At 63.9% G+C, this 13,011-nt stretch carries 9 protein-coding genes and 1 pseudogene; all 10 read left to right on the plus strand.

Annotated elements, in window-relative coordinates:
* Positions 1-48 precede the first annotated feature (48 nt).
* Positions 49-165: pseudogene (locus H1D44_RS20975) on the plus strand (hypothetical protein); the annotation flags it as partial.
* 62 nt (positions 166-227) lie between these two features.
* On the plus strand, positions 228-2,228 hold the full coding sequence (locus H1D44_RS08195) for a methyl-accepting chemotaxis protein (protein ID WP_238984517.1): 2,001 nt from the start codon (positions 228-230) through the stop codon (positions 2,226-2,228).
* Complete coding sequence (locus tag H1D44_RS08200; RefSeq protein ID WP_181514360.1) at positions 2,225-3,112, plus strand: CheR family methyltransferase; 888 nt, start codon at positions 2,225-2,227, stop codon at positions 3,110-3,112. The genes H1D44_RS08195 and H1D44_RS08200 overlap by 4 nt, the downstream gene beginning before the upstream one ends.
* Positions 3,113-3,214: 102 nt before the next feature.
* A complete protein-coding gene (locus tag H1D44_RS08205) occupies positions 3,215-4,273 on the plus strand; it encodes a protein-glutamate methylesterase/protein-glutamine glutaminase (protein WP_181514361.1) in 1,059 nt (352 codons plus the stop codon).
* A 68-nt stretch (positions 4,274-4,341) separates the two neighbouring features.
* Entirely contained in the window at positions 4,342-6,114 is a 1,773-nt protein-coding gene (locus tag H1D44_RS08210; protein WP_181514362.1) for a methyl-accepting chemotaxis protein, read from the plus strand.
* A 78-nt stretch (positions 6,115-6,192) separates the two neighbouring features.
* Positions 6,193-6,582, plus strand: a complete 390-nt coding sequence (gene cheY / locus H1D44_RS08215) for a chemotaxis response regulator CheY (RefSeq protein ID WP_181514363.1) — start codon at positions 6,193-6,195, stop codon at positions 6,580-6,582.
* 37 nt (positions 6,583-6,619) lie between these two features.
* The gene (gene cheZ, locus H1D44_RS08220; protein ID WP_181514364.1) at positions 6,620-7,303 is read left to right on the plus strand and encodes a protein phosphatase CheZ; all 684 of its coding nucleotides are present in this window, start codon (positions 6,620-6,622) and stop codon (positions 7,301-7,303) included.
* A gap of 169 nt (positions 7,304-7,472) precedes the next feature.
* Positions 7,473-8,657 carry a flagellar biosynthesis protein FlhB gene (flhB, locus tag H1D44_RS08225; RefSeq protein ID WP_181514365.1) on the plus strand — a complete coding sequence of 395 codons (1,185 nt, stop codon included), beginning with the start codon at positions 7,473-7,475 and terminating at the stop codon, positions 8,655-8,657.
* Positions 8,654-10,735 (plus strand): flagellar biosynthesis protein FlhA, encoded by a 2,082-nt coding sequence (gene flhA, locus H1D44_RS08230; RefSeq protein WP_181514366.1) that lies wholly within the window; start codon positions 8,654-8,656, stop codon positions 10,733-10,735. The genes flhB and flhA overlap by 4 nt, the downstream gene beginning before the upstream one ends.
* A 12-nt stretch (positions 10,736-10,747) precedes the next feature.
* Entirely contained in the window at positions 10,748-12,955 is a 2,208-nt protein-coding gene (flhF, locus tag H1D44_RS08235) for a flagellar biosynthesis GTPase FlhF (protein WP_181514418.1), read from the plus strand.
* Positions 12,956-13,011: the final 56 nt, after the last annotated feature.

Genomic DNA, 13,011 nt, shown 5'->3' on the forward strand with positions numbered 1-13,011 from the left:
GGAAAATGATGAGCGGGGACTCATACAAGGCGCCAAAGGATAATAACTATGCGTGACAATCAGCCGGTAACTCAGCGTGAATACAAGCTCAGCAGTGAGCATGTGCTAATTACCCGCACTGACTTGAAGGGGGTGATTACCTATGCCAACACGACATTCGTCGAAGTCAGCGGGTACTCTCATGACGAACTGATCGGGCTCCCCATAACCTCATTCGTCACCCCGACATGCCGCAGGAGGCCTTTGCCGACCTGTGGAAGACGATACAGCGGGGTGAGACCTGGCAGGGCATCATCAAGAATCGGCGCAAGGATGGCGACCACTACTGGGTGCAGGCCACGGTCACGCCGATACTCGAGGAGGGCAAGTGCCTGGGCTACACCTCGGTCCGCATGCCCGCTGAGCGGGAGGTTGCCGAGCGTGCCGAGCTTCACTATGCCCGGATTCGCGAGGGGCGCAGCCGCATGGCCCTGCGCAAAGGGCAGCTGGTGCGGCGTGGCCTGCTGGGGAAGCTGTCTCGGTTCAACGTGCATACGATTCGCGCCAAGCTGGTCATGCTCACCGTGCTGCCGGTACTGCTGCTCGTTCTCAGCGGGGCCGTGGGCATCTATGGCCTGCAGGTCTCGGGCGATCGGGTCGCCGTGCTCAACACCAACGGCGTTCAGGACATTGCCGACCTGCAGCGCATCGACCAGCTGCTCGGGCAATTGATGATCGACCTCGAGCGTCCGGTGCGCAATCCACGCGCGCTGCGGATGGAGCAGATCGACGAGATCGCCGAGCAGTCCGAAGGGGTGGTCGAGCGAATCCAGGCTGCCTGGACCAGTTTTCTCGAGGGAGAAGACTTGGCGAATGCCGAGGTGAGCAGCCTGGATAGCCATCTTGGGGTGGCCATCGATGAGGGTGTCCGTCCTACCATCCAGGCCTTGATCGACGGCAGCGGCTTTGCCGCCTACGAGGCCTACAACGATGTGCTGCGACCTGAAGTCGATGTCATCGGCGGCGGAATCAACGTGCTGGTCGAGGGCAAGCTGGCTTTCGCCAACCGCATTGCCGAGGAGGCGGAGAGCGGGCAGGCGCTGATGCTGAAAGGGCAGATTGGAGCCATCTCGGCTGCCGTGCTGTTCCTGATCCTGCTGGGGGGCTGGACCATGCGAGCAATCACACGCCCGCTGGGTCGCGCCGTGGAGTTCACCCTGCAGGTGGCCTCGGGGAACCTGGCGGTAAGATCGCCGGATCGTAGCCGCGATGAAATCGGCCAGCTGCTCGGTGCGCTGAATGGCATGCGCAAGAGCCTCTACAATACGACGGCTGGCGTTCAGCAGGGTATCGACGTGGTGACACCGGCTTCGCGCTCCATCGCTCGTGGCAACGAGGATCTATCGGCGCGCACCGAGCAGCAGGCCGCCTCGTTGCAGCAGACTGCCTCCAGTATGGAGGAGATGACCGCCACGGTGCGGCAGAACACCGATAACGCTCGTCAGGCCAGCGGGCTGGCAGTGGACAACGCCAGTCGAGTGCGAGATACCGGCGAGCTCATGCATGGTGTCGTGGAAACCATGGGGCGCATCACCGCGGGGGCCGAGAAGATGAAGGACATCACCAGCGTCATCGACTCGATTGCCTTCCAGACCAATATCCTGGCGCTCAATGCCTCGGTGGAGGCGGCCCGGGCCGGCGAGCAGGGCCGCGGCTTTGCCGTGGTCGCAGGAGAGGTGCGCAACCTGGCCGGGCGCAGCGCCGAGGCCGCCAAGGAGATTCGTCAGCTGATCGACGGCTCCGCCAGCGAGATTCATGAGGGGGCCAGCCAGGTGCAGCGCGCCGAGGGCGCCTTGAACGAGGTGATGGCGGCTTCGCAGCGGGTCAACGACATCATGGGTGAGATCACCGCGGCTTCGGAAGAGCAGAGCGGGGGCATCGGTCAGATCAATCAGGCCATTACCGAGATGGACCAGGTGACCCAGCAGAACGCCGAGCGGGTACAGCAGAGCGCACGTGCTGCCGCTGACCTGCAGCGCCAGGCAGAATTGCTCGAGCGTGCCATTCGCGTCTTCCGACTGCGTGGGGCCGGGCCTGAAGAGGCATCCGGCCGGAACCAAGCGTCGCTGGAGCAGTCATCCGGCCCGGGGGCCGCTGCCCCTGCGCTGTCGCACGATCCGCTTCCCACGAAGCGTGCAGCAACGAAGCCCAGCAAGACGGCAGCCGATGAGGAGTGGGAAACATTTTGACGCAGTCACAGGTACCCGTAGCGGAATCGGGGCAATGGTCGGGGCTGGGGCATCTCGAGCGAGACCTGGTCCTCACCGATGAGGATTTTTCCAGGATTCGGCAACTGATCTATCAGCGTGCCGGTATCGTGCTGGCGGAGCACAAGCGGGAAATGGTCTACAGCCGCCTGGCCAAGCGGTTGCGCCACCACGGCATGACGCGCTTCAGCGATTATCTCGAGAAACTGGCACGTCAGCCCGATGCGCGTGAGTGGGAGGCCTTTACCAACGCCTTGACCACCAATCTCACGGCTTTTTTCCGCGAGATGCATCACTTTCCGCTGCTGGCCGAGCACGTGGCCAAGGCCAATGGGCCCGTGCGCGTCTGGAGTGCCGCGGCATCGACCGGCGAGGAGCCGTACTCGATCGCCATGACCCTGCATGAAGCGTTGGGAGCCCGGGCGAGGGAAGCTCGTGTCGTGGCTACCGATATCGACACCGAAGCCTTGGCGCGTGCCCGCGCCGGTGTCTATCCGGTCGAGCAGGTTCGCAAGCTTGACGAAAACCGCGTCAGGCGCTTCTTCCAGAAGGGACGGGGGCAGCATGAGGGACTGGCCCGTGTGCGCCCGGAAGTGTCGGAGCTGGTGGAGTTCCTGCCCATGAACCTGCTCGCGCCGCAGTGGCCTCTCAAGGGCCCTTTCGATGCCATCTTCTGTCGCAACGTCATGATCTATTTCGACAAGCAGACGCAGGCTCGAATACTCGAGCGTTTCGCTCCGCTGCTGAAGCCGGACGGACTGCTGTTCGCCGGTCACTCCGAGAACTTTTCCTACATCAGCAAGGTGTTTCGGTTGCGCGGGCAGACGGTTTACACCTTGGCGGATCGGGCTGGAAGCAGGAAGTGATTGCCCCCTGCATAACTTAAAGTTTTTCCCGACCCTGCCGATGTAATGAGAAATGCTGATGGCTGGGGCCGCAAAGACTCCCCACAAGACAGGAGACTAGCCTTGGGATCGAAGATCAGGGTGCTGTGCGTTGATGACTCGGCGCTGATTCGAGACCTGCTCAGCGAGATCATCAACTCGCAGCCGGACATGGAAGTCGTCGCCGTGGCGCCGGATCCGCTGGTCGCGCGAGACTTGATCAAACAGCACAACCCCGACGTCCTGACCCTTGATGTCGAGATGCCGCGCATGGATGGTCTCGACTTTCTCGAGCGCCTGATGCGTTTGCGGCCGATGCCGGTGCTGATGGTTTCATCGCTTACCCAGGCCGGATCGGAAATCACCCTGAGGGCACTGGAGCTTGGGGCGCTGGACTTCGTTGCCAAGCCCTCGCTGGGCATTCGCAGCGGCATGCTGGAGTACGCCAACGATATTGCCGAAAAGATTCGCGCAGCAGCCAAGTCCCGCCCGCGTCAGGCTCGTCAGGCGCAGGCAGCGCCCAGAGCAACCTTGAAGGCGCCGCTGGTGTCGAGCGAGAAGCTGATCATCATCGGCGCCTCGACGGGCGGTACCGAGGCGATCCGGTCCGTACTCGAGCCGCTGCCGGCCAATAGCCCGGCCATTCTCATCACGCAGCACATGCCGGGCGGTTTTACCCGTTCCTTTGCCGAGCGGCTCGATCGGCTTTGCAGTATTACCGTCAAGGAAGCCAGTGACGGTGAGCGAGTGCTGCCCGGCCATGCCTATATCGCACCCGGTGATGCGCACCTGAAAGTGGCGCGCAGCGGGGCCAACTACGTCGCCAGGCTCGACGACGGTCCGCCGGTCAACCGCCACCGCCCGTCGGTAGACGTGCTGTTTCATTCGGCTGCTACACAGGCTGGACGTAACGCCATTGGCGTGATTCTGACCGGCATGGGCAAGGACGGTGCCGCTGGGTTGCTGGAGATGCGCCAGGCCGGTTCGCCGACCCTGGCGCAGGATGAGGCAAGCTGTGTCGTATTTGGTATGCCACGCGAGGCCATTGCCCTGGGGGGAGCAGTCGAGGTGGTCGGCCTCGAGGACATACCGGAGCGTCTGATGGCGCTGGTGGCGGCCTCGGGCCGCGCCCAGCGGGTCTGATCGAAGGGACGCGAGACCAACGACTCCGTGAATGGGAAACATCCGTCTTTATCGCGAGGAACGCCAAGATGAGCCGCTTCATACGTAATATCAGCATTCATGCTTCCGTGATCGCCGCCTTGGCCAGCTTCGCCGTGCTCATCGGCGTGGTGGCTCTGCTGTCGTTTCTGTCGGACCGCCAGGCCGGGCGAATCATGACGGACCTGGACCGTATCAATGTGCAGCAGCTCAACGAGATCAACCGTGCCGATGCGTTGCTCAATCATGCTCGGGTTAGCCTCGAGATTGCCTCCAACCAGATCATGCTCGGCCGCATGCAGGATGCCAATCGGCAGCTCGAGATGGCCGAGGACCGCATGGACCGGGCAGAGGTGCGCCTGAGCAACTTCATTGCCGCCCCCAAGTCCAGCGAGGCCCAGCAGATTGCCGTGCAGTTGGAGCACTACTTCGCCACCGTGCTCGATCTCGTGCGTCGCCAGCATACGGCGCTGGATGAGCTCGATACCCCGGGGTTTGGCAACCTGCGTGATGAGCTGATCGAGCCGAGCGCCGCGCTGGCGGACAGCATGACCGAGTTCGTGGCCTATGGCTTCGACAATGCCCAGACGATGACCGCGGATTTTCATAGTCAGGCCGAGCGGTTTGGTTGGATTATACTGGGAGCAGTGGCACTGGCGGCCATCGCTCTGCTGCTCGTCTATATCGGGCTGCGGGCCACGGTCATTCGGCCGCTGAACTCCGCCGTCCAGCACCTGCAGACCATCGCCAAGGCCGACTTGACCGCCAGGATTCCCGAGGGGAGCCGCAACGAGATCGGCAAGCTGTTCAATGCCATGCGCAACATGCAGCAGAGCCTGACCCGTATCGTCGGCCAGGTTCGCGACAGCAGCGGCTCGATACATATCGGCACTCGCGAGATCGCCAGTGGCAACACCGACTTGTCCACGCGTACGGAGCAGCAGGCTGCCTCGCTTCAGGAAACCGCCGCCAGCATGGAAGAGCTGACCGCCACCGTGCGGCAGAATGCCGACAACGCTCGCCAGGCCAGCGGGCTGGCGCTGGAGGCGTCGACCACCGCCGAGCGCGGAGGGGAAGTGGTCGACCGTGTGGTCAGTACCATGGGTGCCATTTCCACCAGCTCGCAGAAGATCAGCGACATCACCAGCGTCATCGACTCGATTGCTTTTCAGACCAACATTCTTGCTCTCAACGCCTCGGTGGAAGCCGCCCGCGCCGGCGAGCAGGGGCGGGGCTTTGCCGTGGTGGCCGGCGAGGTGCGCAACCTGGCCAGCCGCAGTGCCACGGCAGCCAAGGAGATCAAGGAGCTGATCGACAGCTCTGTGGCCCAGGTGAAGGACGGCTCCACCCTCGCCGAACAGGCGGGTGAAACCATGGATGAAGTGGTCAAGGCCGTGCGCCGCGTGACCGATATCATGGATGAGATATCCGCCGCCTCCCAGGAGCAGAGCGATGGCATCGAACAGGTCAGCCAGGCGGTAGGCCAGATGGACCAGGTAACCCAGCAGAACGCATCGTTGGTTCAGCAGGCCACGGCTGCCGCCGCTTCCCTCGAGGAGCAGGCGAGCCGCCTGGAGCAGGCCGCTGCCGTGTTCCGCCTTGCGGGCGATGCGCAGCGAGAACCCGGTAACGCTGAGCACAGCCAGCAGCACGCCCAGCAGGCATCGGCGCCGAATGGCGGGCAGCCTGCCCCCGTACCGGCCCTCGCCGGCGGAGCCGGGCAGGCGCGTCCGGCCGCGAGCGTGCCGGTTCAGGTCGATCCCAAGCCCAAGCGCAAGCCTCAAACCGAGTCGGTTTCCGAAGGTGACTGGGAAGAATTCTGAGCGTGCATGACTAACCCTGTGGCGGTGTGTCGCGCCGCCAATACGACGATCACTGTGTGAATGAGAAGAGGATTCCCGATGGCAGACAAGAATATGAGCTTTCTCGTGGTGGATGACTTTCCGACCATGCGCCGGATCGTCCGCAGCCTGCTCAAGGAGCTGGGCTACACCAACGTGGAGGAGGCCGAGGATGGACAGGAGGCGCTGACCAAGCTGCGCTCGGGGAGCTTCGAGTTCGTGGTCTCGGACTGGAACATGCCCAACCTCGACGGCCTGGAAATGCTCAAGCAGATTCGTGCCGATGACAGCCTCAAGGAGCTTCCGGTGCTGATGGTGACCGCCGAGGCCAAGAAGGAGAACATCATCGCGGCCGCCCAGGCAGGGGCCAGCGGCTACGTGGTGAAGCCCTTCACGGCTGCCACTCTGGAAGAGAAGCTCAACAAGATTTTCGAGAAACTGGGCAAGTGATGCTGGCAGGTGAAAGCCGCTTGCGGAGGAGAACAAGATGAGCGCAAACGAGCAGCCTGATCAGGCCTCTGCCCCGGGGGAGGACCTGGTCCAGCGGATCGGACAGCTGACTCGCATGTTGCGGGAGAGCATGCGTGAACTGGGCCTGGACAAGGAGATCGAGAGGGCGGCGGAGGCCATCCCCGATGCCCGTGACCGCCTGAGCTACGTGGCCACCATGACCGAGCAGGCCGCCGAGCGTGCCCTCAACGCGATCGATCGGGCACAGCCGCTGCAGGATTCGATCAGCAGCGGCGCCGAGTCGCTGGACAAGCGCTGGGCGGAGTGGTTTGCCGAGCCCAAGGAGCTCGACGAGGCGCGTGATCTGGTCAAGGAGACCCGCTCCTATCTGGCCGTGGTGCCCGACAAGACCCAGGCGACTCAGAAGGAGCTGCTTGAGATCATGATGGCCCAGGACTTCCAGGACCTGACGGGTCAGGTGATCAAGAAGATGATGGATGTCATCCGCGAGATCGAGCATCAGCTGGTCCAGGTGCTGATCGACAACGTCCCCGAGGAGATGGCGCGTGAGAACATGCAGCGCAAGGCCAACGACCAGTGGGAGAATGACGCGCGTCGCAGGGAGGAAGGCTTGATGAACGGGCCCCAGATCAAGCCCGGAGCCGATGTGGTGACCAACCAGGATCAGGTGGATGACCTGCTTGATCAGTTGGGTTTTTGAGCGCGAGCTGAGGAGCGCAAGCGCTTCGCGCTGTATCAATCCCCTCCGTTATCCCGCCTGGCGTCGAGGGTCGTGGCCGATAAAGCCACGATCATCGGCGCTTTTTGGCGTATCACCCCTCTGGCGTTGACGCCACAATGGCCACCGTGCGGAGAAATGTGCGGGTGCCATGGCCGACCAGAGCAGCGATCAGGAAAAGACCGAAGAGGCCACGCCACGACGCCTGCAAAAGGCACGTGAAGAGGGCCAGGTCGCCCGGTCCCGTGAGCTGACCACTTTCATGCTCCTGCTGGGGGGCGTGGTCGGCATGTGGGGGATGGGGGCGTTGCTCTACGATCAGCTGGGGCTGGTGATGGAGCAGGCTTTCCTGTTCGAGCGTCGTCAAGCCTTCGAAACCGGCCCCATGTTGAGCAACGTGCTCGACCTGGCCACCCGGACGCTGTTGACCATGCTGCCGCTGTTTCTCCTGCTCACGCTGGTGGCGCTGGTAGCCCCGGCCCTGCTGGGTGGCTGGCTGATCTCGGCCAAGTCACTCAAGCCGCAGCTGTCGAAGCTCAACCCGTTCAAGGGGCTGAAGCGCATGTTCGGCACGCAGGCGCTGGTGGAGCTGTTCAAGGCGATTGCCAAGTCGACGCTGATTGGCGGGGTTGGCATGGCCTATCTGTACTTCAACCGCGGGGAATACCTGTCGTTGATGGATCAGCCGACCACCCAGGCTCTGGCCCGGGCGCTGATGATGGCGGCCCAGGCCTGTGGCCTGATGGTGTTGACGCTATTGGTGGTGATCCTGATCGATGTGCCCTATCAGCTGTGGAGTCATGCCAAGAAGCTGCGCATGTCGAAGGAGGAGGTCAAGCGTGAGCACAAGGAGTCCGAGGGCGATCCGCACGTCAAGGCGCGTATTCGCTCCCAGCAGCAGGCGATGGCTCGCGGGCGCATGATGAGCAAGGTACCCGAGGCGGATGTGATCATCACCAACCCGACGCACTACGCAGTGGCTCTACAGTACGACGAGAAGGGCATGGGCGCCCCCAGGGTGGTGGCCAAGGGGGCCGACCTGGTGGCCGCGCGCATTCGTGAGCTCGGTCACGAAGCCGGTGTGCCGCTGCTCGAGGCGCCGCCCTTGGCTCGCGCGCTCTACCATCATGTCGATCTCGAGCATGAGATACCGATGGATCTGTATACCGCCGTAGCGGAAGTCCTGGCCTGGGCCTTCCGACTCAAGCACGTGTCTGAAGAAGGGGGAGAGGTGCCGCCTACACCCGAGAACTTGCCGATACCGGAGAGCCTGTCAGTGCCAGCTGAAGCACCTGCCGACCCGGCCGCATCCGAGCCTGGTGGAGCGCAGCGATGAAATCCTTCAGCCATATTCTTGGCAGTCGCGACTGGATGGGCGACGTGCGCATGAAGCTGCTGGCCGGCCCGATCCTGATCCTCATGATCCTGGCCATGATGATCCTGCCGCTGCCGCCGTTCGCTCTCGACCTGCTGTTTACCTTCAACATCGCGCTGGCCGTCATGGTGCTGCTGGTCAGCATGTTCACCCAGAAACCGCTGGACTTTGCCGCCTTCCCGGCGATCCTGCTCTTCACTACCCTGCTGCGGCTGTCGCTCAACGTGGCCTCGACCCGGGTCATCCTGATGGAGGGCCACCAGGGCGGCGACTCCGCCGGCAAGGTCATCGAGGCCTTCGGTACCTTCCTGGTCGGCGGCAACTTCGCCGTCGGCCTGGTGGTCTTCCTGATCCTGGTCATCATCAATTTCATGGTCATCACCAAGGGGGCGGGACGCATCGCCGAGGTGGGCGCGCGCTTCATGCTGGATGCCATGCCTGGCAAGCAGATGGCCATCGATGCCGACCTCAACGCTGGACTCATCGGTGAAGATGACGCTCGCAAGCGCCGTGCCGAGGTTGCCCAGGAAGCCGATTTCTACGGCTCCATGGACGGTGCCAGCAAGTTCGTGCGTGGCGATGCCATGGCCGGGCTGGTGATCATGGTGGTCAACATCATCGGCGGACTGCTGATCGGCATGCTTCAGCACGGCATGGGCTTTGGCGATGCTGCCCGCACCTACACCCTGATGACTATCGGCGACGGCCTGGTAGCCCAGATCCCTGCCCTGGTCATCTCGACCGCGGCAGGTGTGACCGTGTCCCGGGTCAATACCGACCAGGATGTCGGCCAGCAGATGATCAGTCAGCTGTTCGTCAATCCCCAGGTCATGGTCCTGGCCGCTCTCGTCATGGGCCTGCTTGGCCTGGTGCCGGGCATGCCCAACCTGGTCTTCCTGATCTTTACCGGGCTGCTGGCCGGGCTGGCCTGGATGCTGACGCGCCAGAAGGAGCAGCGCCTGGTGGAGCAGGAGCTCAACGTCGAGCCGCCACCCCCTCCAGAAGCCCCCGAGGCCAGCTGGGAGGACGTGCAGCTGGTGGATACGCTGGGCCTCGAAGTCGGTCATCGCCTGATCCCGCTGGTCGACCAGCGCCAGGATGGCGAGCTGCTGGGGCGCATCAAGAGCGTACGCAAGAAGTTCGCCCAGGAGGTCGGCTTCCTGCCTGCCGTGGTACATATCCGCGACAATCTCGAGCTGGGTGCCAATACCTACGTGATCACCCTCAAGGGTGCCGAGATCGGTCGCGCCGAGGCTTTCCCGGGACAGTGGCTGGCGATCGATCCGGGCCAGGTCACCGGCCAGCTGCAGGGCACGCCGACCGCCGATCCGGCCTTCGGCCTGCCGGCCATCTGGATCGATGCCGGGCAGCGGGAGCATGCTCAGGTCTATGGATACACGGTGGTCGATGCCGGTACGGTGATCGCTACCCATCTCAACCACCTGCTGCATCGCCATGCCCCCGAGATGCTGGGTCGCCAGGAGGTGCAGAAGCTGCTCGACAAGCTGGGCGACGAACAGAAGTCCCTGGTCGAGGATGTGGTGCCCAAGGCGCTCAACCTGACGGCGCTGCAGCGCATCCTGCAGAGCCTGCTCGAAGAGGATGTCTCGATCCGTGACATGCGTACGATCCTGGATACCCTGGCGGAGTACGCGCCTCATCAGCAGGATGTCAACGAGCTGACCGCACTGGTACGAATCGCCCTGGGGCGGGCGATTACCCAGCAGTGGTTCCCTGGAAGTAGTACGCTGAACGTGATCGGTCTGGATGCCCAGCTCGAGCAGGTGCTGATGCAGGCGATGAACGGCAATGGCGCGCTCGAGCCGGGGCTTGCCGAGACCCTGATGAGCCAGGCCGAGCAAGCGCTGGAGCGTCACGAAGCCAGTGGCGAGCCTCCGGTGCTGGTGGTGCAGCATAGCCTGCGCCCGCTGCTGGCCCGGTTCCTGCGCCGGCGTATGCGGCATTTGGTGGTCATGTCACAGGCGGAGATTCCCGATGATCGGACACTGCGCGTCACCACGCTGGTGGGAGGTCGATAAGCAATGAGTGTGATGCGGTTCGTGGGAGCCAACAGTCGTGAAGCCATGCGCCAGGTGCGCGCGGCGCTGGGCGATGAGGCCCTGATCCTGGCCAACCGGCACACCGAGCAGGGCGTCGAGATCCTGGCGATGGCGGAGTCTTCGGCGCCGTCTCAGCCCACCGAGGCAGCACGCCAGGAGACGCCTCCCGCAGCGCCTGAGCCGGCTTCCCCCGTTGCGCTGGAGAGCAGCAACCCGGCCCATGCCTTCGAGGCCATGAGTGCCCGGCTGCTCGAGGAGATGCGCGACATGCGTGCGCTGCTCTCCCGTGAGCGGAGCCAGCCGGAACCGGGCGGCACGGTCAGCGACCAACTGATCAAGCTGATGCTCGAATCCGGCTTCAGCCAGACGCTGGCCGAAGAGGTGGTATCGGCGCTGCCGGAGGAGCTGGCACTGCGGGACGGCGTGGAGGACCAGGTCATGGCTTGGCTCGCGCGCCAGCTGGTGAAGCGCTTGCCCGGCCTGGGAGACGAGGCCGCGTTCATGGATCGTCAGGGGATCGTGGCGCTCATTGGCCCCACCGGCGTGGGCAAGACCACCACCACGGCCAAGCTCGCTGCGCGCTATGTCATGCGCCACGGTACTCGCCCGGTGGCACTGGTGACCACCGACAGCTTCCGTATCGGTGCCCATGAACAGCTGCGCATTTATTCGCGTCTACTCGATGTTCCCATGTACGCCTTGAACGCCGACCAGCCGGTTTCCGATCTGCTGGAGCGAATGAAGGGCAAGTCCTGGGTCATCATCGACACGGTCGGAATGAGCCAGCGCGACCACCGCGTCATCGAGCAGGTCGGGCATCTGCGCGGCGGTGATGATTCCGTGCGGCTGGTGCTGCTGCTCAATGCCGCCAGCCAGCCCGAGACCCTCGAGGAGGTCGTGATCCGTTATCGTCAGGCGGCCCAGGCAGCCGGGGGCGAGCTGCGCGACTGCATCATCACCAAACAGGACGAGGCGGGAAGGCTCGCCCCGGTACTGGACATCGTCATGCGTCACGGCTTGCGGCTGCTGTTCGTTTCCCACGGACAGCGAGTGCCGGAAGACATGGCGCTGGCCGAGCCCAGCGCCCTGGTCGAACAGTGTCTTGCCAACCGCATACCCCTGCCTGGTTCCCTGCCACGGGTGGCTCCGATGGAAGCGGCGGGGCGGACCTCGGGTACCCTGCTGGGGCAGGGACGGCGTCTGGCAGCGGTGCTGGAAGCCCTGCGCCAGCGGCTGCCGGCTTTCGAGGGCCTGGAGTCAGTGTGGAACCTGCTGGGACTGCCTGTATCGACCCAGCAGCAGCGCCTCGAGGCCCTGCTGGCGAATCATCCGCGGTCGGGCCAGGCAGCGGGCATGCTGTGGAGCGAGCGGCGGCGGGTACCCGGCGAGTCGTGGGCCATGCCCGATGTGGCACTGAGTGCCGAAGGCACCTGGCTGGCGCTGCCTCTGCTGCAGCATCGTCAGGTGGCGGGTCAACAGGCGCGGCTTGAAGCCGTGCTCCAGCAACAGGGTGTCGCCGCTCACCTGATCCACGGCCTTCCCGATAGCGAGGCGGGCGAATGGCTGGAGGGCCAGGCGCTGACCTGGTGCAGCCAGGTGCGGGGAAGCCTGCGGGTCGAACATGCCGGAGAGCGTCAGAGCCTGGCAGCATTGAGCGCTGTCAGTGAGACCACTGGCGAAGTTCGTTGTCGTTTCCGCGGTGCCCCGGCACGTCTCGTTCTTTCCACTTTACCGGTCGGCATCCATTACAAGGGTAGCCGGCGGGACCAACCGGGCCTCGATACGCGGGCCTGGTTCGGTGAGCTGTACGACGCCGAGAGTGGCAAGTCGCTGGGCCGGCGTTACTGGGTCACGCCCGCCAGGCTTGGCCGGGAGCCAGAGTCCTTGCTGCTGGCACTGCTTCAGAGCGATGCCATGCCACAGCTCGCTCGCCGCGCCTGGCAGCGTTTCGACCCCACCGAGATCGGTGAAGTTCGCGCCGACGTGCGCTTGCTCATGGCCAGCGGCCTGGCTGCCGTGGCCGCTCACCTGGATCTTGGCGAAGACGAGGCTGCCATGGATATCCGTGCCGAGCTGCTCGGGCTGGGTACGGGGAAAAAGCGTCGTCGCGACGTCGCCCTGCTCGAAGCGCTGATACAACTTTTCCAGGTGCGCGATGCCATTCGCCGCCTTGGCCTTGGTGAAAGGGAGACAGGCTAGATGGGATGGGACCAGGCCGCGGGCTTGCGCCAATGGGCGAACGATACTGCGCAGGA

The sequence above is a fragment of the Billgrantia kenyensis genome (genome assembly GCF_013697085.1).
GTDB lineage: Bacteria > Pseudomonadota > Gammaproteobacteria > Pseudomonadales > Halomonadaceae > Halomonas > Halomonas kenyensis.